21 protein-coding genes are annotated in these 20,360 nt (G+C 65.7%); 6 read left to right on the top strand and 15 right to left on the bottom strand.

Translation table 11 applies throughout. From position 1 onward, the window contains the following. Positions 1–280: 280 nt before the first annotated feature. From AC097R_RS17025 to AC097R_RS17010, 4 genes are read right to left on the bottom strand one after another with little or no spacing between them, the layout of a single operon-like run. Complete coding sequence (locus AC097R_RS17025) at positions 281–1,075, bottom strand: tetratricopeptide repeat protein (RefSeq protein WP_479599375.1); 795 nt, start codon at positions 1,073–1,075, stop codon at positions 281–283. Positions 1,076–1,130: 55 nt separating this feature from the next. Continuing rightward, the gene (locus AC097R_RS17020) at positions 1,131–1,766 is read right to left on the bottom strand and encodes a flavin reductase family protein (RefSeq protein ID WP_479599374.1); all 636 of its coding nucleotides are present in this window, start codon (positions 1,764–1,766) and stop codon (positions 1,131–1,133) included. A 22-nt stretch (positions 1,767–1,788) separates the two neighbouring features. Beyond that, positions 1,789–2,901, bottom strand: coding sequence for a BMP family ABC transporter substrate-binding protein (locus AC097R_RS17015; RefSeq protein ID WP_479599373.1), 1,113 nt, complete (start codon positions 2,899–2,901; stop codon positions 1,789–1,791). A gap of 40 nt (positions 2,902–2,941) precedes the next feature. After that, positions 2,942–3,706, bottom strand: a complete 765-nt coding sequence (locus AC097R_RS17010) for a GntR family transcriptional regulator (protein ID WP_479599372.1) — start codon at positions 3,704–3,706, stop codon at positions 2,942–2,944. A gap of 181 nt (positions 3,707–3,887) precedes the next feature. Between AC097R_RS17010 and AC097R_RS17005 the strand changes: the two genes are divergently transcribed. After that, entirely contained in the window at positions 3,888–4,961 is a 1,074-nt protein-coding gene (locus AC097R_RS17005; RefSeq protein WP_479599371.1) for a DUF1989 domain-containing protein, read from the top strand. A 15-nt stretch (positions 4,962–4,976) separates the two neighbouring features. Here the strand turns inward: AC097R_RS17005 and AC097R_RS17000 are convergent, their stop codons facing one another. From AC097R_RS17000 to atzF, 11 genes are all read right to left on the bottom strand, one after another. Next, on the bottom strand, positions 4,977–5,681 hold the full coding sequence (locus tag AC097R_RS17000; protein WP_479599370.1) for a GntR family transcriptional regulator: 705 nt from the start codon (positions 5,679–5,681) through the stop codon (positions 4,977–4,979). After that, positions 5,681–6,367 (bottom strand): cysteine hydrolase family protein, encoded by a 687-nt coding sequence (locus AC097R_RS16995; RefSeq protein ID WP_479599369.1) that lies wholly within the window; start codon positions 6,365–6,367, stop codon positions 5,681–5,683. Before AC097R_RS16995 ends, AC097R_RS17000 begins: the two co-directional genes overlap by 1 nt. Before the next feature lie 12 nt (positions 6,368–6,379). Then, the gene (locus tag AC097R_RS16990) at positions 6,380–8,047 is read right to left on the bottom strand and encodes an ABC transporter ATP-binding protein (RefSeq protein WP_479599368.1); all 1,668 of its coding nucleotides are present in this window, start codon (positions 8,045–8,047) and stop codon (positions 6,380–6,382) included. An 11-nt stretch (positions 8,048–8,058) separates the two neighbouring features. Beyond that, positions 8,059–8,754 (bottom strand): biuret amidohydrolase, encoded by a 696-nt coding sequence (gene biuH / locus AC097R_RS16985; RefSeq protein WP_479599367.1) that lies wholly within the window; start codon positions 8,752–8,754, stop codon positions 8,059–8,061. A 21-nt stretch (positions 8,755–8,775) separates the two neighbouring features. Next, on the bottom strand, positions 8,776–9,693 hold the full coding sequence (locus tag AC097R_RS16980) for an ABC transporter permease (RefSeq protein WP_479599366.1): 918 nt from the start codon (positions 9,691–9,693) through the stop codon (positions 8,776–8,778). Beyond that, complete coding sequence (locus AC097R_RS16975) at positions 9,690–10,781, bottom strand: ABC transporter permease (protein ID WP_479599365.1); 1,092 nt, start codon at positions 10,779–10,781, stop codon at positions 9,690–9,692. Before AC097R_RS16975 ends, AC097R_RS16980 begins: the two co-directional genes overlap by 4 nt. A 24-nt stretch (positions 10,782–10,805) precedes the next feature. Then, positions 10,806–11,924: a BMP family ABC transporter substrate-binding protein gene (locus tag AC097R_RS16970; protein WP_479599364.1), complete on the bottom strand. Its 1,119-nt coding sequence runs from the start codon at positions 11,922–11,924 to the stop codon at positions 10,806–10,808. 121 nt (positions 11,925–12,045) lie between these two features. Then, a complete protein-coding gene (hpxZ, locus tag AC097R_RS16965) occupies positions 12,046–12,420 on the bottom strand; it encodes an oxalurate catabolism protein HpxZ (protein ID WP_479599363.1) in 375 nt (124 codons plus the stop codon). Between the two features lies 1 nt (position 12,421). Then, entirely contained in the window at positions 12,422–13,831 is a 1,410-nt protein-coding gene (locus AC097R_RS16960) for an AtzE family amidohydrolase (RefSeq protein ID WP_479599362.1), read from the bottom strand. Continuing rightward, on the bottom strand, positions 13,828–14,049 hold the full coding sequence (locus AC097R_RS16955; protein WP_479599361.1) for an AtzG-like protein: 222 nt from the start codon (positions 14,047–14,049) through the stop codon (positions 13,828–13,830). The genes AC097R_RS16960 and AC097R_RS16955 overlap by 4 nt, the downstream gene beginning before the upstream one ends. Next, a complete protein-coding gene (atzF, locus tag AC097R_RS16950; protein ID WP_479599360.1) occupies positions 14,046–15,764 on the bottom strand; it encodes an allophanate hydrolase in 1,719 nt (572 codons plus the stop codon). The genes AC097R_RS16955 and atzF overlap by 4 nt, the downstream gene beginning before the upstream one ends. A 233-nt stretch (positions 15,765–15,997) precedes the next feature. Here atzF and queE point away from each other — a divergent pair, with 233 nt between their 5' ends. The 5 genes from queE to AC097R_RS16925 all read left to right on the top strand — a co-directional run bounded on the left by queE (position 15,998) and on the right by AC097R_RS16925 (position 20,359). Then, entirely contained in the window at positions 15,998–16,633 is a 636-nt protein-coding gene (queE, locus tag AC097R_RS16945; protein ID WP_479599359.1) for a 7-carboxy-7-deazaguanine synthase, read from the top strand. Beyond that, complete coding sequence (locus AC097R_RS16940) at positions 16,630–17,034, top strand: 6-carboxytetrahydropterin synthase (RefSeq protein WP_479599358.1); 405 nt, start codon at positions 16,630–16,632, stop codon at positions 17,032–17,034. Before queE ends, AC097R_RS16940 begins: the two co-directional genes overlap by 4 nt. Positions 17,035–17,109: 75 nt before the next feature. Then, positions 17,110–18,456 carry a guanine deaminase gene (gene guaD, locus AC097R_RS16935; protein ID WP_479599357.1) on the top strand — a complete coding sequence of 449 codons (1,347 nt, stop codon included), beginning with the start codon at positions 17,110–17,112 and terminating at the stop codon, positions 18,454–18,456. Next, positions 18,453–19,691, top strand: coding sequence for an MFS transporter (locus AC097R_RS16930; RefSeq protein WP_479599356.1), 1,239 nt, complete (start codon positions 18,453–18,455; stop codon positions 19,689–19,691). The genes guaD and AC097R_RS16930 overlap by 4 nt, the downstream gene beginning before the upstream one ends. After that, positions 19,688–20,359 carry a dihydrofolate reductase family protein gene (locus AC097R_RS16925; RefSeq protein WP_479599355.1) on the top strand — a complete coding sequence of 224 codons (672 nt, stop codon included), beginning with the start codon at positions 19,688–19,690 and terminating at the stop codon, positions 20,357–20,359. The genes AC097R_RS16930 and AC097R_RS16925 overlap by 4 nt, the downstream gene beginning before the upstream one ends. Position 20,360: the final 1 nt, after the last annotated feature.

The following is a 20,360-nucleotide window of genomic DNA, read 5'->3' as shown; positions in this document are numbered from 1 at the left end:
ACCCGCCAGCTCACGCTGGCCCGGGGGCAATCCCTGTTTGAGAAGATTCCGCGGGGCACCGTGATCCGCGTCGCCGTCGGTACGGCCACCCTGGTGCAGTGCATTCAGTTGGACCACACCACGCTGCGACGGCATACCCCCATGGCACGCGGCGCCGTACACGGTGTCCAGGTATCGGACTGGCTGGAAATCAGGGCTCAGTCGGATACCAGGCTGGTATTGCAGGTGCCCCAGTCCGTGTCCCTGCGGCCGCTGGCACGTGCGCTGGTGGCGTGGCTTGCTAGGGCGCTGCCGCGACGAACACTGCGTCCAGCATCTGCTGGCCCACGGCCTGAAACGCGGGGTGGGGCGACTGCAGCAATTGCTCGCCCACCAGCCGCTTGAAGCCAGGGGTAGCGGTCAGCGGCACCTTGCGCAACCAGGCCAGCGCCTCGTCCATCTGGCCGCGTGCGGCCAGCATGCTGGCGTAGTTGTACTGGCCGCGGAAGTCTCCACCGCGCGCGCCGCCCTCAAACCAGGTGAAAGCAGCAGCTGCATCCTGGGCCACCACACGGCCGTCCTCGTAAAAAAAGCCAATCTTGGTCATGGACTTGGCATGGCCTAGCGCCGCGGCTTTGCGGTACCACTGCAGGGCCTCTGCGGGGTCCTGCTTCACGCCCTGGCCTGTGGCCAGCAGGTTGGCGTAGTTGTACATGCCAGCGTCCAGGCCTTTGGCGGCGGCCTGGCGGTACCAGTTGGCGGCGGCAAAGTTGTCGGCGTCTGCGCCCCAGCCATTCTCAAAACAACGCCCCGCCATGTTGATGCCCAGGGGGTGGCCTTGCGCTGCAGCTTTCAGAAACCAGGCCAAGGCGCCCACGGGGTCGCGGTCCAAGCCGTGGCCGTTCAACAGCCACTGGCCCAGAATGGTCTGCGCATCGGCGTGGCCCAGTCGGGCGCAGTGCAGCATCCACTGCGCGGCCGCTACGGGTTCTGCGGCGGTGGCGGCCTGCCAGTCGGCCGGTGTCAGGGCCGACGCTTCCTCCAGGGTGGCGGGGCGTGGTGGCAGTGGGGACGGGGCGGCAGAGAGCGAGGGCATGAAAACGACTCAAATAAGAATTGTTCTCAATTATGCCAAGCTTGCCCCACGGTTTTTAGAGTTCGTCGATGGGCGTGACTGTGGCGTTGGCAGCGCCGGGGTCGGCAATGGCAAAGCGGTCGCTGGAGCGCACATAAAAGCTCGCACCAAAGCGGCCCACCGGGTGGTAGTCCTGCAGGCGCACGCGCCAGGTCTCGGTGTCGATCAGGCCATCGCGCGCATGCATCCACACCACCTTGCCAATGAAGATTTGCCGGCTGGCGGTTTCCAGTGTCTCCCACAGCGTGCATTCAAACGCCACCGGCGCTTCGACGATGCAGGGCGGCGCCACCGCTTTGGACGGCCGCACATGCAGGCCCACGCGCTCCAGCTCGCTCACGTCGGGTGGCAGGCGTTCACCGCAGCGGTGCATCTTTTCGGCCATGGCCTCGTCGGTCATGTGCACCACAAATTCTTTCATGCGCACGATGTTGGCAGCCGTGTCCTTGAGCGCGCCGTTGTCCAGCCGGTTGATGCTGACCATCACGATGGGGGGGTCTTCGCCCAGCATGTTGAACATGCTGAACGGTGCGGCGTTGACCACACCGCCCGCGCCCAGGGTGGTGATGAGGGCAATGGGCCGCGGCACGATGAGGCTGGCCATCAGCTTGTAGCGCTGGTACTCGGTGAGCTCGGCGAAGTCGATGTCCATAAAACCTATTGCACGTGATAGTTCAAAGGGAACCGACTACACCTTCCACCAGGTAGTCCATGCGGTCCAGGAAGGGGTCATACAGGCCATAGCTCTTGTCGATGACCACCTTGCCGGTGTTGCCCTTGATGGGGCCGACAAAAATCGGCTTACCGGCCTTCATCTCGGCCATGGCGGCGGTGGCGGCGTTGCGTGCCTTGTCCGTTGCGCCGGCACCAAATGGCGTGCTCAGCACCATGTCCTTGTCGTAGCCGCCAAAGAAGGTGTTGGGTAGCTTCTCACCCGCGGCGATCTTGGCCGCGAAGGATTTGTAGACGGTCTCCCACTTGTTCTCGGCACCAGTGATGAAGCCCTTGGGCGCGAGCTTGGCTTGCGATGCGTTGTGGCCCAGCGTCTTGACGCCTTTGCGCTCGGCCGTCTCGATCACGATCTTGGGGCTGTCCACATGGCAGGCGATCACGTCGCAGCCGGAGCTGATGAGTGAGTTGGTGGCTTCGGCCTCGCGCACCGGGGCCGACCATTCGCCGGTAATCACCAGCTGCACTATGGCGTTGGGGTTGACCTTGCGCACGCCCATGGTGAAGGCGTTGATGTTGCGCAGCACGATGGGGATGGGCTTGGCCGCGACGTAGCCAATCTTGTTGGACGTGGTGGACAGGCCGGCGGCAATGCCGTTCACGTAGTGCGCCTGGTCCAGGAAGCAGAAGTAGCCGCCCAGGTTCATCGGGTGCTTGTCGGCTGACCACAGCGATGTGGGATGGCGGAACTCCACCTTGGGGTACTTCTTGGCCATGTCGATCATGAAGGGGTCGAAGTAGCCGAAGGAGGTGCCAAAGACCAGCGAGGCGCCGTCGGTCTGCACCATGGCTTCCAGCGTCTTGCGCACGGCCGTGGTCTCGGGCACGTTTTCCTCTTCCACCACTTTCACGCCCGGCACCTGGCTCAGCGCCTTGGCGGCCACGGCGTGGGCCTGGTTCCAGCCGTAGTCGTCGCGCGGGCCCACATAGATGATGCCCACCGTGGTGGTCTTGCCCTGCGCCAGTGCAGACAGTGGCGAGCCGCCCACGGCCAGTGCGGCGGCACCGGCGATGCTGCTGCCCAGGAATTGGCGACGGTCAAAGGAAGGTGATGTCATGGTGAGCTCCTAGAGGTTGGGGACAGGTGAGAAGGGATATTCATGCGCCTGCAGCGCGGCGTTTGGGAGGGGCCTTACGGGCGGGCTTCAGCACATGCGTGGTCTCGGGCGTGCTGAGTTCTTCGGTGTAACGGGACAGCACACTGGACAGCGCCTGGCCGTCGTGAAACAGCTCGGGCAGCAGCGCGCGTTTCTCGATGCCGTGGATGTGCGCGGTCATCAGCTGGATGGCGCGCTCGGTGTTGCCATCGCGCAGCGCATCGATCAGGCCGTGGTGTTCGGCGCAGGCGCAGTCCGATGAATGCGGGCGGCCGTACACCGCCAGGATCAGCGAACAGCGAGTCACCACTTCGGACAGGTAGCGCTCCATCAGCGGGTTGCCCGTCATCTGCGCCAGCCGGGTGTGGAACTCGCCGGCAAGCCGCACCGCCACTGGCGTCTTGCCATCGCGCGCCGCCTGTTCCTCCTGGCGCACATGGCCCTCCAGCGCCGCGCCCATGGCGGGCTGCCAGCGCGCCATCACCATGCGCACGGCTTCGGCCTCCAGCGCACGGCGCATCTCGAACACCGCACGCGCCTCGTCCAGGCTGGGCTGGGCCACGGTGGCGGTGCGCTTATTGCCAATATCAACCAAAGCCTCTGACGACAGGCGGCTCAGCACCGAGCGGATCAGCGTGCGGCTGACGCCGAACTGCAACCCCAACTGGTCTTCCGGCAGCTTGCTGCCCGGGGCCAGGGCCTGTTCGATGATGGCGCGCCGGATCGACTTGTAGGCGAGCTCGGCTTTCTTGGCGGGGGTCAGCATGGTGGGAAGGCAGGTATACAAAAAGTTGCATGCCCATCAGCAAACTCTGTGCCAACCATCTGCAGGTACCTTGCACCAGAAACAGGCGTTCTTCTACGGCTAATGCCGTACACCGCTGGCATGTTCATTGCTCGCTGCTTCTGCAATCACGTATACAAGATTTTCATTGCCAAGGAGCACCATGCCGCAACGCACCGTCACCCTTCTTCTGAACCAGCAGCAGCTCACGCTGATCGACAACACCGTGGCGTTGGGCGCTGCACCAGACCGGGTGTCGCTGGTCCGACGTGCACTGCGCGAGCGTGCGCTGCCCGCGCCAGTGCGGCCTGTGCCGCCCGCGCCCGATGTGAGCGGACTGGACGCCACACGCGAGTTGCTGGACGAGCGGGTGATCGAGCCCGGCACCGGCAAGGCGCTGGAAGTGCTGCAGGGACAGTTCCTGCGCATCGAGCAGATCGAGGGCGGGCAGTGCCTGGACTTCAACTGCTTCAACCTGCACGATTACAAGGAATTCATGCACACCGGCCGCACGAGAACGGTGCACGGCCTGCTGCCCACCAAGGGGCATTTCCTGTGGTCCGCCCCGCCACGTGAGCGCGCCATGATGTATTTGCTGGAGGACACGGCGCAGTGCAATGACGTGCTATTCCCGCGCTGCAGTGCTTACTTGTATGAGTCCAGCTACGGCATGCCGGTGCATACCAACTGCCACGACATCCAGGCCGAAGCGCAACGCGAGTACGGCCTGACGCCCGACGACGTGCACGACTCGTTCAACCTGTTCATGCGCACCGAGGTGCACAGCGGACGCGGCCATATCCTGCGCCAGCAGTCGCGACCTGGTGACCATGTGGACCTGCTGGCGCTGATGGATGTGCTGGCCGTGCCCAACATCTGCGGCGCCGACATCATGCGCACCAGCAACTTCTCGCTCAAGCCCGCCAAGCTGCAGATCTGGCGCGCCAGCGCACAGGACCTGGCCAGCGTACCGCTGCTCACCAGCTACACCAACCAGCGCACACCGGCAGACTTCAAACAGCCGCAGATCAAGGCCGACCGCGCGCTGCGGCGCGACCCGCACTACCAAGCCAGCTTCACCAATGTGCCGCTGCGCATCAGCCCGGTGGACGTGGTGCTGGAGGAGGGTGAATACGCCTCCCTGCAGCAGGCGGGCTTGGACATCTACTACGGTGACGACGATGGCGCCGCACTGCGCGACGTGCTCTTCAGCTGGTGGGAGACACGCTACCTGTGAACGCGGCGGCAGGCCTTAGGCCTGCCGTGCCATGTGCATCTGGTGCAGCGTGATCTTGCGCACCTCGGTCTGGCTGGTGGTGATGTGGGCGCGCAGCAGCATCGCCGCCTGGTCGCCGCGCTTGGCGCGTATGGCCTTGAGGATCTTGCCGTGTTCGTCGTAGGTGGCGTCGATGCGGGCCTGCTTGGTGAAATCCAGCCGGCGGATGATGCGGATGCGGTCGGTCACATCGCGGTGCACACGTGCCATCTCGGCGTTGCCCGCGGCCTCCACCAGTGTGCAGTGGAAGGCTTCGTCCCACTGGCTTACCAGCGCGGCGTCGGTGCTGCGCTCGGCCACGGGGACCAGCCAGCGTGCAATCAGGCCGTCCAGCAGGGCACGGTTTTTGGTGTTGGCGGCGTGCAGGCCGTCTTCGCAGAGGCGGTGCGCGGCGGTGGATTCCAGCACCATGCGCAGGTCGTAGAGCTGTTCGAACTTTTCAAAGTCAAACGGCAGCACGCGCCAGCCGCTGCGGTACATCACCTCTACGTAGCCCTCTTGCTGCAGCCGGGTCAGCGCCTGTCGCACGGGGGTGCGTGACACGTCCAGCCGTTCGCAGACGGACTGTTCGGTAAAACGGTCGCCCGGCACCAGGCGGAACTCGGCCACATCGCGCTTGAGCTGCTCGTACACCGTGTCGGCGCGCGAGGTACGTTCGGTGGTGGGCTTTTTGGTCGCCACTACGATGCCAGCGCCGTCAACACCTGTGTGCTCGGCGCGGTCCAGCCCACGATGGCGCCCTGGGCGTGGATCATCTCCACGGCCGCGGCCTTGAAGTGCGGAAAGTAGCTCTCCGTGCAGTCCACCAGCAGCAGGCAGTCATAGCCGCGGTCGTTGGCCTCGCGCATGGAGGTCTGCACGCAGACCTCGGTGGTCACGCCCATGAAGAGCAGGTGGGTGATGCCCAGGTCGGTCAGCATCTCGTGCAGGCCAGTGGCGTAGAAGGCGCCCTTGCCGGGCTTGTTGATGACGATCTCGCCAGGCAGCGGCGCCAGCTCGGCAATGATGTCGTTGCCCGGTTCACCGGCCACCAGAATGCGACCCATGGGCCCCACATCGCCAATGCGCAGCGTGGGGTTGCCGCGGTTGCGCTTGGCAGGCGGGCAGTCCGCCAGGTCGGCGCTGTGGGCCTCGCGGGTGTGCACCACGGTGCCACCTGCTGCGCGCCACGCGCCCAGCATGGCCTGGCAGGCCGGCACGATGGCCGTGAGCAGCGACACATCGTTGCCCAGTGTCTCGCCAAAGCCGCCGGGTTCCACAAAATCACGCTGCATGTCGATGATGACCAGCGCCGTGTGCGCCACGGCAAAGTCGTAGGCAAAGGGCGTAGCCGGCAGGGAGAGCAGGGGAGTGGAAGAGGCAGTCATGCAGCGGTTTTTTCAAAGGGGAATGGTAGCAGTTGAAGCAGTGTCGCCATGGGCTTCCCCATGCGCGCCACCGCCCATGTGGGCACCCAGCACGTGGCGGTCGGCCGCGGCGGCCGTGGTCTCGAAGACGATGCGGCCTTCGCTCATCACCACGATGCGGTCGGCCAGCTCCAGCAGCTCGTCCAGGTCTTCGCTGATGAGCAGCACGCCGGCCCCACGGCCGCGCACCTGGCGCAGTCGGCTGTGGATTTCGGCCACGGCGGCAAAGTCCAGCCCGAACACCGGGTTGGCCGCAATCAGCACATTGATGTCGCCCGCCAGCTCGCGCGCCAGCACGGCGCGTTGCACATTGCCGCCCGACAGGCTGCGGATGGGCGCGTCTTCGCCCTGGGTTTTGATGCCGTACTCGGCAATCCAGGCGCGTGCGCGGGCCCGCCAGGTCGGAAAGCGCAGCACGCCGCCAAACGCCGAACTTGCCAGCGGCGGCTGGTCGAAGTCGCGCAGGGCCATGTTCTCGGCCACGCTGAGGTTGCCGACGCAGGCATTGCGCAGCGGCTCTTCGGGCAGGCTGCGCACCTTGAGCGCGCGGTTCTCCAGCCGTGTGGCCGCATAGGGCTGGCCCATCACCTGCACCTGGCCCGACAAGCGTGTGCGCTGGCCCACCAGCGCCTCTACCAGCTCACGCTGGCCATTGCCAGACACGCCCGCCACGCCAAGGATTTCGCCGGGCATGACGGACAGGCTCAACCCATGCAGCGCCAGCGTGCCGCGGTCGCCCAGCGCGTGCAGGCCGTCTACCTGCAGTGCAGGCGTGGTCGATTCTGCTATTGAATCAGTAGCTGCTTGCGCAGTATCCACGGGGGCTACAGGCACTTTTGGCGCAGAATCGCCGGCTGGAGCAGCGTTGGCCGCCTCGCCCATCATGGCCTCGGCCAGCAGCGTGGGGGTGGTGTCGGCCACGCGGCAGTGGTGCACGGCCCGGCCCTTGCGCAGCACGGTCACCGCGTCGGCGTAGGCCATCACTTCGCGGAACTTGTGGGTGATGATGATGACGGTGCATTCGCCGCGCCGCGCAAAGTCGCGGATGTGGCCCAGCACCTCGTCGGCCTCCTGAGGAGTCAGTACCGAGGTGGGTTCGTCCAGGATCAGCAGGCGCGGTTTGAGGTAGAGCTGCTTGAGCAGTTCCAGCTTCTGCTTCTCGCCTGCCGCCAGGTCGGCCGGGCAGGCGTCCAGGTTCAGGCTGAAGGGCGTGGTCGCCAAAAATGCCTGCAGCTCGGCGCGCTTGGCTTTCCAGTCCACCACCAGGGGCACGCGGTCGGCGGCCAGGAGCAGGTTTTCGGCCACCGTCATGCCAGGTGCCAGCGTGAAGTGCTGGTACACCATGCCAATGCCCAGCGCGCGCGCGACGATGGGGTTGGCAATGTCCTGCTCGCGCCCGTCGATGAGGATGCTGCCTTCCTCGGCCCGCTGAAAACCAGCCACGCATTTCACCAGCGTGCTCTTGCCCGCACCGTTCTCCCCCAGCAGGGCGTGCACGGTGCCGGGCTCCACCTTCATGGTGACGCGGTCCATGGCGGTGAAGCTGCCAAAGCGCTTGGTCAACTCGTAGGTATCCAGCGCCAGCGCGCCGGTCTGGGCGGGCAGGGCGCCAATGGGCGTGGCGGTGGCGGCAGAGGTCATGGCAGTCCTTGCTAGCTGTGAACCGAAGACAGCGCCGCGAGCACGGCGCTCGAGGGTGCATGCGCGCCAAACACGCCGCCCTGCATGGTGATCATCTTCAGCGCGGCCAGGTGGTTTCCGTGGTCGGTGGCGGCGGTGCAGTCGGACAGCAACAGGCATTCAAAGCCTCGGTCGTTGGCATCGCGCATGGTGGTGTGCACGCACACGTCGGTGGTGATGCCGGCCAGCAGCAGGTTGGTGATGCCGCGTGTGCGCAGCACCAGTTCCAGGTCCGTGGCGTAGAACGAGCCCTTGCCGGGCTTGTCAATCACCACCTCGCCCGGCAGCGGTGCGAGCTCGGGAATCAGCTCCCAGCCCGGCTCGCCACGCACCAGAATGCGCCCGCAGGGGCCCGCATCGCCAATGCCCACGCCGTCGGTGCCAATCTGCTGCGAGCGCCAGCGCTTGTTGGCTGGCAGGTCTGACAGATCGGGCCGGTGGCCTTCACGCGTGTGCATGACGGCGTAGCCCGCCGCACGCAAGGCGGGCATCAAGACCCTCAACGGCGCAATGGGCGCGCGGGTGAGCGAGATGTCGTAGCCCATCTTGTCCACATAGCCGCCCACACCGCAGAAGTCGGTCTGCATGTCGATGACGAGGAGGGCCGTGTTCTCCGGCCGCAGGTCCCCGTTCCAGGGCCAGGCGTAGGGGTTGGCTTGTATGTGCATGGTGCTTGGCGTGCGTTCAGATCAACGGGAAGACAGTTCGCCCGGGCTGCCCTGGGCCACGCTGCCGGGTTTGCAGGTGATGACCAGAATCAGCAGGGTGAGTGCGTAGGGAACCGTGTTGAAGAGGTGGTAGCCCCAACCGATGCCGGCCGACTGCAGGGCCGGGCCAATGGCGCCCGCGCCACCGAACAGCGCCGCAGCCAGGATGCAGCGCAGCGGGCTCCAGCGCGCAAAGATCACCAGCGCCACGGCGATCAGGCCTTGGCCGCTGGAGATTCCTTCGTTCCAGCTACCGGGATAAAACAGGGTGAGCGATGCGCCGCCCAGGCCGGCGATCATGCCGCCCAGTGTGGTGGCGATGACGCGGATGCCGCCTACCGAATAACCCAGCGCCCGTGCCGCATGGGCCGAGTCGCCTGCCATGCGCACCAGGAGGCCGTAGCGCGTGCGCTTGAAGGCCCACCCCATGAACACCGCGAGGGCCAGGCCCAGTGGCAGCAGCATGTTGACCTGCAGGGCCGAGCGCACGGCCGATGAATCGCTCCACAAGCCCAGCTCCATCGCCGGAATTTGTGGTGCCTGCGGCTGTATCAGCGGCTTGCCCAGGTAGAAGGCCAGACCGGTGCCCAGCAGCATCAGCGCAATGCCGGTGGCCACATCGTTCACGCGTTCGAGCGAGCACAGCACGCCGTGCAAGGCCGCCAGCAGGCCGCCGGCCAACGCGCCCACCAGCACGCCCACCCAGGGCGAGCCACTGAGGTAGGCACCGCCAAAGGCCGCCATAGCGGACAGCACCAGCACGCCCTCCAGGCCCAGGTTGATGCGACCGGATTTTTCAGTCAGGCATTCACCCAGGCTGACGAAGAGGAATGGCGTGCCCACGCGCAGGGCGCCGCCCACAATGCCGGCGAACAGGGTGAGCCATTGGTCTGCGGTCATGAGGGGGTTCCTTCTGCGGTAGCGGGCAGGGCCGGTGTGTCCACAGGGTCGGTGCGCCGGCGCAGCCACTGGCTCCAGTGCACATCGCGCAGCGCTTCGCTGGCCAGAATCAGCACAAAGGCAATGCCCTGCAGCACCAGCACCGAAGCGTCGGGCAGCCCCAGGCGACGCTGCAGCAGGCTGCCCGCCGCACCAAAGCCGCCAAACAGAATGGCCACCGGAATGATGGCCAGCGGGTGGTGCCTCGCAATGAAGGACACCAGAATGCCGGCATAGCCGTAGAAGGCAATCAGCGAGGCATTGGCATTGGTGTGCACGGCCACCACCTCCACCGCGCCGGCCAGACCGGCGCAGGCGCCACCGATGCAGCAGGCGATCAGAATCAACTGGGATGCGGGCAGGCCCATGAGCTGCGCCGTGCGCGGGTTGCCGCCCACCACGCGGACCGAGAAGCCCGACGCCGTCCAGCGCATCCACACCGCCAGGCCCAGGCAGGCCAGCACGCCCAGCACCAGGCCCCAGTGCACATCGGTGCCGGCAATGCCGCCCATGAGCAGGGGCTCGGGCACGGTATGGGTGGAGGGCTTGTTCAGGCTGGCGGGGTCGCGCAGCGGGCCTTCCACCAGATGCTTGAACAGGCCGATGGCAATGTAGGCCAGCAGCAGGCTGCTGATGGTCTCGTTGATGCCGCGGTACTGCCGCAGCCAGCCGGCCAAGCCCACCCACAGCCCGCCCACCACGGCACCCACCGCACACGCTATGGCCGTGCCCAGTGCATTACCCGGCAGCGGAACATAGTAGGCCGTGGCTGCGCAGGCCAGCCCGCCCAGCACCAGCGCACCTTCCCCCCCAATGACCACCAACCCGGCGCGGGCCGGTACCGCCACGCACAGCGCGGTGAGCATCAGCGGCGCGGCGCGCTGCAGGGTGTTTTGCCACGAGAACGCGTCGCCAAACGCGCCCTTGAACAGCAGCACCCACACGTCCAGCGGATTGGCCCCCGCGAAGCTGACGAACACGCCAAACACGGCCAGCGCCGCCACGATGGCCAGAATGGGGAGCCCGATGTCGTACAGGGTGTCGCGCATGGCAGCTTTCAGCGGGTGAAGGACTTAGATGGAGCCGACCACGCCTTCGACCAGGTAGTTCATGCTCTCCAGCGCCATGTCGGTCTGCTTGAGGGTCTTGCCGGCCGCAATCACTTCCTTGCCCTTGTTGTCCTTGAGCGGGCCCTTGAAGATGTCGAAAGTGCCAGCCACCATCTTGGCCTTCACCTCGTCGGCGTTCTTCTTGGCCGCATCGCTCACGGCGGGACCGTAGGCGGACATCTTCACGTAGCCTTCTTTCAGGCCACCGCGAATGAAGTTGGGGTGGGGCTTGCCGGACTTGGCCGCATCGATGAAGGTGGTGTAAGCGGTGAGCCAGTTCCACTCGGCACCCGTGAGGTAGGCCTGTGGCGCCAGCTTGGCCTGGCTGGCGTGGTAGCCGCAGACCATCTTGCCGCGCTTGGCCGCGGTCTCCACAATCACCTTGGGTCCGTCCACGTGCATGGTGAACACATCGCAACCCTGGTCGGCCAGGCTGTTGGTGGCTTCGGCTTCCTTGACGGCCATGGACCAGTCGCCCGTGAAGATGACGTTGCAGGTGATGCCGGGCTTGACCGAGCGCGCGCCCATGAGGAAAGCGTTGATGTTGCGCAGCACCTGAGGAATGGGTTTGGCGGCGACAAAACCGATCTTGCCGCTCTTGCTCATATGGCCGGCCACTATGCCGTTGAGGTACTGGCACTCGTCGATGTAACCAAAGTAGCTGGCGGTGTTCTTGGGGTGTTTGCCCTCGGTCCACATGCCGCCGCAGTGGGCAAAGCGCACATCGGGGTATTTGGCCGCCACCGCCAGCATGTGGGGGTCAAAGTAACCAAACGAGGTCGGGAAGATCAGCGACGCACCGTCTTGCGCAATCATGCCGGTCATGGTCTTTTGCACGGCGGCCGTCTCGGGCACGTTTTCCTCTTCCACCACCTTGATGCCGGGCATCTTCTTGAGCTCGGCAGCCGCCTGCGCCTGGGCCTGGTTGTAGCCATAGTCATCGCGCGGGCCGACGTAGATCACCCCCACCGTCAACGGCTTCTGCGCCAGCACGCTGGAGCTCCACGCCCCCAGGGTACCGGCCGCACTCAGGGCAGCCAGGGATTTGAGGGTGTCGCGGCGGTTCGGGGTGCTGGGGATCATGTTCGGTTCTCCGTAAAAAGGGGACGTTGAAAATGGCTGCATCAAGTTGGTGCCGCACCGGCGATTGCCATCTTGTATCCAAGATTGGATGCAATATGTGTGCCCGCTTGCATGGGATGCTTCAGCCCAGCAGGCTGACGTGGGCGGCCACCACGCGCCAGCCCTGGTGTGTGCGCATCCAGGTCTGGCTTTGGCGGCCGGTTTTGGCACTGCCCAGGCGCTGGAATTCGACGTTGGCCGTCGCAAAGTCACGCCCATAGGTGGTGATCACGTTCTTCAGCACGGCGCGCTGCAGCCCCTGCGATGGGCGCCCGGCGCGGAAGGTTGCGATGGCGTCATAGCCATACAGGTTTTCGGTAGCGCCATAGCGCAGGGTGTGCGGGCTGTTCCAGAACAGTTCGTCCAGCACGCCCACATCGTTCTCCACCAGCGCGCGCTCGTAGCGCTCGCATTGCAGGGTCACCTCGGCCAGTACGTCGGGTAGGTTGATGTCCACGCTAAAGCTCCACAGGTTTGAGGTAGGCGCCACCCGTCGCTTGCAGTGCAAACGCGGCGCGCAGGGCCAGGTCTTCGCGCCAGGGCGCAGTGATGATCTGCACGCCAATCGGCAACCCGCCGCTGCCGCTGGGCCACATGGGGGCGGCCACCACGGGGCAGCCGGCAAACGAGACCGGTTGGGTCAGCAGCCCGATGGACGGGCGCGTGGGCAGCAGCGTGCCGTTGATGTCCAGCCACTCCGAGCCCAGCAGCGGCGCGGCCACCGGTGTGGCGGGTGCCAGCAGCACGTCCCACTCACGCAGCAGCGCGTTCACCTTGTCGCGGTAGATGCGGCGAAAGCGCTGCGCGCGCAGGTACCAAGCGGCGGGGATGAGCGCGCCCGCAAGGAAGCGGTCTACCGACAGCGGCTCGAAGTCATCGGCCTGCGTGCGCAGATCGTCCAGGTGTTGGCTGCCGCCTTCGCTGGCGGTGATGATGAAGGCGGCCGCGCGGCCCAGCGCGGCGTCGGGCCATTCCACGGTATCCACCGCGCCCAAAATCTTGGCGGCCTGGGCCACGGCTTCGCGCGCCGGCGCGGTGGCGTGCGCATGGAAGTAGCCGCCGAGCACGCCCACGCGCAGGCCCTGCACACCCTGTTGCAATGAACCCACGGGCTGCACATGCACCGCATGGCTGCCGGGGTCCAGCGGGTCGGCGCCCTGCAGCACGTCGTAGGCCAGGGCCAGGCTCTCCACCGAATCCGCAAATGGACCCAGGTGGTCAATGCTTTGCACAAACGGGTAGGAACCGCGGCGCGACAGGCGCCCAAACGTGGGCTTCAGCCCCCAGGTGCCACAGAAAGACGAAGGCACGCGGATGGAGCCATTGGTGTCCGACCCGAGTGCAATGCCTACCTGGCCCGCCGCTACCGCCGCACCACAACCGCCCGACGAGCCACCCGCGGTGCGCGTCAGGTCGTGCGGGTTGTGCGTGGGGCCGTAGTGCGTGTTCTCGGTGGTGAAGCCATAGGCGTACTCGTCCATGTTCAGCGAACCCACCAGCACGGCGCCCGCCGCTTGCATCTGTGCCACCAGAAAGGCATCGTGCGCCGCGGGCGGGTTATGGCGGTTCACCTTGGAGCCCGCGCGGGTCACCTCACCCGCCACGTCAAACAAATCCTTGACCGCATAGGGCACGCCGGCCAGCGGTGGCAGCACCTCGCCACGCGCACGCCGGGCGTCCACCGCATCGGCCTCTTGCAGGGCGCGCGGGTAGCTTTTGCTGGTGAAGGCGTTGAGCGCACCATCGGTCGCGTCGATGCGGGCTATGCAGGCTTGCGTGGCCTCGCGTGCGCTGATGTCGCCAGCGCTGATGGCCCGGGCCAGCGCATAGCTCTGCAGGCCATGGATGTCGTGCGCTATGGTTTTCATAGCTTGTTGCGCATGTCCGATGCGGGCTGGAAGGCCAAAGGCTTGTATATCTCGGCCAACTCGTCGTGCGGCTCCATGGGCGCGTCTAGCAGCAGCTGCGCCAATGCAGCGGTGCGCGTGAGGTGCGCGGCCACGCGCAGGGTGCGTGCTTCGTCCATGGGCAGGTCCAGCGCCACGGCGCTGGCCTTCACGTAGTTCAGGATCTCGGCGTCCGTCATGGGCGAGCCTCCGCAGGGGTGGTGGGTTGGGCCAGGTGCGCGGCCAGGTAGGCACGCCAGCCGCCGTGCGCGGTCACGTCCTGCGCGGCCTCCAGCGCGTGGCCTTCGCAGATGAAGCCGGTGACCCAGGTGCCATCGGCCAGCTCCACGCGGCCCAGGCCCAGGGGCGGAGGGATCAGGGCCAGAAAGCTGCCCACGTGTTCCTGCGGCATGTCCCACACCTCCAGCGCAATGGCGGCACCCGCTTGCGCCACGCGGCGCAGGCCCGGTTTGGGCGGCACGGTGCCGGGCAGGGCGTACAGGCGGTAGGCCGGGGCGGTGGTGGTGGTCTGTACCAGCCGGGCGCCACGCTCCAGCAGTTGGTTGTTCAGCGGCATGCCCGAGAGATGGGCGCCCACCACGGCCACCTGCATGCGTGCCGGGCCGGTGGCGATGCCGGCCAGCGGCTGGGGCGCGGGCAGGGGCTGGTCCAGCGCCCCCAGGGGCAGCCCGGTGGCGTGGTGGTAGCGCTGGCCCAGCTCGGCCAGCGGCCAGTCGCTGCCGCAGGGCGCAATGAGCGTGATGCCAAACGGCAGGCCGTCGGCGCGCAAGCTGCTGGGCACAGCGATGGCCGCGTAGTCCAGCAAGTTCACAAAGTTGGTGTACTGGCCCAGGTTGCGGTTCAGCACCACGGGGTTGGCCCGCATGGCGGCAATGGTGTAGTGCGTGGGGGCAGTGGGTACCAGCAGCACGTCGATGTTTTTCCACATCGCGGCGGCCTGCTGGCCGCAGGCGTGCAGCTGGGTTTGCGCGGCGCACAGGTCGGCCGCGCTGTAGTTGCGCCCCTTGGCAATGATGCTGCGTACCGGCTCCATCACCGTGTCCTCATGCAGGTCAAAGAAGGCGCGCACCGCGGCATAACGCTCGGCCACAAGCGCGCTCTCGTAGAGCAGGGTGGCGGCCTGGGCCAATGGCGTGTAATCAATGGGCACGGCCACGCCTCCCATGGCGGTGAGCCTGGCGATGGCCTCGGTAAATGCCACCTGCGCGGCGGCATCGCCAAAGAACTCCAGCTGCGTGGGCACCCCAAAGCGGAACTGTGCGCCCCAGGGCGTGCTGGCCAGCGCCAGCGTGCGCGAGTAGGGGTCACGGGCATCGGGCCCCTGTGCCACGGCCAGCACGCGGGCCGCCATGTCTACCGTGCGCGCGAAGATGGAGACGCAGTCCACGCTCTGCGCAGCCGGCACCACACCGCGTGCGCTCAGCAGTCCCTTGCTGGGCTTGATGCCCACAATGTTGTTCAGCCCCGCCGGCACCCGGCCCGAGCCCGCGGTGTCGGTGCCCAGCGCAAAGTCCACCTGGCCCGTGGCCACCACATAGGCCGAGCCGGCGCTGGAACCGCCCGACACATAGTCCGCGTTGAAGGCGTTGGGCACCGCGCCATAGGGGGAGCGCGTGCCGTTGAGGCCGCAGGCAAACTGGTCCAGGTTGGTCTTGCCCACCAGCACTGCACCAGCATCGAGCAGCTTTTGCACCACGGTGGCGTGTGCGCCGGCCACATAGGCAAATTCGGCGCAGGCTGCGGTGGTGGGGTGGCCCTGGGCATCGATGTTGTCCTTGATCGCAAAGCGCAGCCCCGTCAATGGCCCGGTGCTGTTGCCCACCACGGGTGTGGCAAAGCGCGTTATCCATGCCTGGGGGGCACCACCATCACTGCCGGAGCTGCTCTGCACCATGTTGGAGTCCTATCTTGTATCCAAGATGGGATTGCAAAAGCTGTGCCAAAAAATCCGGGGGCTGGGCCGCCAGCGCCTTGCCGGTTAAAATACGCCCCAAGGCCCGCTGCTCCGGCGGGCTTTGTCTTTTGTGTTCGGAGCCATGTAGAGGACTACCATGTACAAAAACCTCGTAGCCACGTGCGTGGCCGCTTGCCGTTTTCTCGCCGTTCCCCTTTGCTAGGGATTCATGTATGGCGTACCAGATCAAAGAAATTTTCTACACCCTGCAGGGCGAAGGCTCCAACGCCGGCCGCCCCGCCGTGTTCTGCCGCTTTGCCGGCTGCAACCTCTGGACCGGCCGTGAGCAGGACCGCGCCAGCGCCGTTTGCCAGTTTTGCGATACCGACTTTGTGGGCACCGATGGCACGCTGGGCGGCAAGTTCACAACTGCGCAGGCGCTGGCCGAGCGCATCGCCGCGCAGTGGCCCGGTACCGATGCCGCGAACCGCTTTGTGGTGATGACGGGTGGCGAGCCACTGCTGCAGGTGGATACCGCGTTGATAGACGCCCTGCACGCATTGGGTTTCGAAATCGCCGTAGAAACCAACGGCACGGTGAAAGCGCCCGCAGGCATCGACTGGATCTGCGTGAGCCCCAAGGCCGGCTCCACCTGGGTGCAGCGCAGCGGGCACGAGCTCAAGCTGGTCTGGCCCCAGCCCGGCATCACGCTGGCCGACTGCGAGGCGGAGGACTTTAGGCACCGCTACCTGCAGCCCATGGACAACATCCTGCGGGCCGACAACACCCGGGCCTGCATCGCCCAGTGCCTGGAGCGCCCGCAGTGGCGCCTGTCCCTGCAAACCCACAAGATCACAGGCATCCGATGACCCAAGCGCCATCCATCCCCATTCCGCGCCGCTGCGAGGTGAGCCAAAAGTTCTTCTTTGACGCCGCCCATACCTTGAAGCGCACTCTGGACGACGCGGAGGAGGTCGCCGGCAGCCGCCGCATCCACGGCCACACTTACCATGCCGAAGTCACCGTGGCTGGCAATGCCGACGAAGACACCGGCATGGTGATGGACCTGGCCCATCTGCGCCAGGCCATCGCGGTGCTGCGCCCGCGCCTGGACCACCATTTGCTGGACGAAGTGGAGGGCCTGGGCCCGCCCACGCTGGAAAACCTGGCCGCCTTCATCTGGCGCGCCATGGCGCTGGAGTTCACCGGCCTATGGCAGGTGCGCGTCTGGCGCGAGGGCATTGGCGACAGCTGCACGCTGCGCGCCTGATGTGCCATGTGACGCCATAGGGGCTATGCGCGGCTTGGTATAGAGATTGCTGCGCCCCGATATATGCTCCCCCGCATGAAAGCCTACCGCGCCTCCCTTTTGTGGTTTGCCCCCGATGCAACGGGGCAAGCCCATTTTGAAACCGATGGCCTGCTCGTCGTCGGCCCCAACGCCCAGGGCACCCAGGTGGTGCAGGCCATTGGTGCGTACAGCGCCCTTGCGCCGCAGTACCCGCAGGTGGCCGTACAGCACTTCCCGGGCCGCATCATCGCGCCGGGGTTTATCGACCTGCACATCCACTACCCGCAGACCAACGTCATCGGCTCGCCCGCGCCCGGTTTGCTGCCCTGGCTGGAGAATTACACCTTTCCAGAAGAAAAACGCTTTGCAGCCCCCGAATACAGTGCGCAAGCAGCTACTTTTTTTGTAGCAGAGCTGTTGCGCAACGGCGTCACCACTGCACTCACCTTTGCCACCTCGCACCCTGAATCGGTCCATGCCTTGTTTGCCGAGGCCCAGGCCCAGCGCCTGCGTCTGATCACCGGCCTGTGCCTGATGGACCGCCATGCGCCGGTAGACCTGCTGAACCAGGGGCAGGGCAGCGTGAGCGGCACCGAGCAAAGCCTGCGCGACACCGAAGCGCTGATCCAGCGCTGGCACGGCGTGGACCGCTTGGGCTACGCCATCACCCCGCGCTTTGCCCCCACCAGCACCGAGGCCCAGCTGCGCGGCGCGGGCGAGCTGGCCCAGCGCTATGCCGACGTGTGGATCCAAAGCCACGTGGCCGAGAACAAGGACGAAATCACCTGGGCCCGCGAATTGTTTCCTGCGTCCCGTTCCTATCTCGCCACGTATGACGACTTCGGCCTGATGCGCGACCGCGCCATCTACGCCCACTGCATCCACTTTGACGATGACGACCGCGCGCTGATGCGCGACACCGGCGCTGCGGCGGCCGTCAGCCCCACGAGCAACCTGTTTTTGGGCAGCGGCTTTTTTGACTACGAAGGCGCCAACCGCGTGGGCTACCAGTACGGCCTGGCCAGCGATGTGGGCGGGGGCACCTCGTTCAGCCCGTTCCACACCATGTTGGCCGCCTACTACGTGGGCCGTGAGGGGCAAACCAAGCCCGGCCTGTCGCTCTCGCCCCAGCACCTGTGGTGGCAGCACACGGCGGGTGCTGCGGCGGCCTTGGGGTTGAACGGCGTGGTGGGCAACTTGCTGCCCGGCTGCGAGGCTGACTTTGTCGTTATCAACCCCCAGGCCACGCCCCTGCTGGAGCGCAAGACGGCGCTGGCCGCCAACCTGGACGAGCTGCTGTTCTCGCTGATCGTGCTGGGCGACGACCGCCTGATCGAACACACCATCATTTCTCAAGCCATTGAGGGCGCGAGCCCGACCCCGATTCCAAGGAACCCATGATTGCGACAGAAGACGTCACTCCGCTGACACGGCTACAGATTGTTTTGGTCATTCTGGCGCTGGCCTGTGGCGGCTTTGCCATCGGCACCGGCGAATTCGCCATCATGGGCTTGCTGCCGGATGTGGCCAACACCTTTGCCGTCACCACCCCGCAGGCCGGCTATGTCATCAGTGCCTATGCCCTGGGCGTGGTGGTGGGGGCGCCGCTGATTGCCATTGCAGGCGCCAAGTCCTCGCGCCGCACGCTGCTGCTCATCCTCATGGCAGTCTTCACCGTCGGCAATCTGGCCAGCGCGCTGGCGCCTAATTTTCTGAGCTTCATCGTGCTGCGCTTTCTCTCTGGCCTGCCGCACGGGGCCTACTTTGGCGTCTCCGCGCTGGTGGCTGCGTCTCTGGTCCCGTTGGACATGCGGGCCCGCACAGTGGGTTACGTGATGCTGGGGCTGACCGGTGCAACGCTGGTCGGCACTCCGGTCATGGCACTGTTTGGCCAGTACCTGAGTTGGCGCGTCATGTTCCTCGCGGTGGGGCTGATCAGCGTTCTGACCGTGACGCTCATCTGGATCTACCTGCCGCGGGACAAGCCGCAAGCAGGCGCCAGCGTGATGCGGGAATTGGTGGCGTTCACCCACCCGCAAGTGCTGCTGACCCTCACGCTCGCCGCCACCGGCTTTGGCGGCATGTTCTCCATCTTCTCCTACATCGCCAGCACGGCCACCGAGGTGGCGCACATGCCCGTAGGCATGATTCCCGTGATCATGGTGCTGTTCGGCATCGGCATGAATGTGGGCAATGTCGTGGGCTCCAAACTGGCGGACATCGCCTTGATGGGAACCATCGGTGGCATGCTGGTGTTCAACATCGTGGTGATGACGCTGTTCAGCCTCACCGCCGCCTCGCCCTGGATGTTGTGTACCTCGGCGTTCCTGATTGGTTGCACCTTTGCCGCGGGGCCTGCCATCCAGACGCGCCTGATGGATGTGGCCGCGGACGGCCAGACGCTGGCGGCCGCCTCGATGCACTCGGCCTTCAATATCGCCAACGCCCTGGGTGCCTGGCTGGGCGGTCTGGCCATTGCCTTTGGCTACGGCTATGCCGCCACCGGCTATGTGGGTGCCTTCCTGTCGTTCATTGGCCTGTTCGTATTCGCGGCGTCTGTGATGCTGGAGCGCCGCGGCAACCCCATTCGCGGCACAGAAGTATTGGTGCCCATTTCAAGAAAGGCATGCACATGACACGCGTTCGAGTTGAGGGCTTTACCATTTCGCTGGACGGATACGGCGCGGGGCCGAACCAGGACCTCAGCCATCCGCTCGGCGTGGGCGGGACCGATTTGCACCAGTGGTTGTTCCCCACACGCACGTTCCAACAGAAACTCTTTGGTGCCGACGGTGGCACTACGGGCATCGATGATGACTTCGCGGCACGGGGCTTCGGCAATGTGGGCGCCTGGATTCTCGGTAGAAATATGTTCAGCCCGGATCGCGGTCCCTGGCCCGACATGAGCTGGAAAGGCTGGTGGGGGGACAACCCGCCGTACCACGTGCCTACGTTCATCCTGACGCACCACGCGCGCGAGCCCATCCACATGGAAGGCGGAACGACCTTCCACTTCGTCACCGGCGGCATTCACGAAGCACTGGACCGGGCGCGCGAAGCTGCCAACGGCATGGACGTACGCATTGGTGGCGGAGCCAACACCATCCAGCAATACCTTCGTGCGGGGCTCATCGATGAGCTGCACTTCGCCATCTCGCCGGTCTTGTTGGGCTCTGGAGAGCGGCTGTTCGAGGGGGTGGATGCGCGTGCCCTGGGCTACGAATGCGTGCAGTGCGTTGCATCGGAGAAAGCAACACACGTGGTACTCCGGCGCCAAGGGCACAATGAGGGGCCGACCGATTGAT

It is taken from the genome of Rhodoferax sp. ZS1R25 (assembly GCF_056521335.1).
This window is presented reverse-complemented; position numbering and strand designations above follow the sequence as displayed.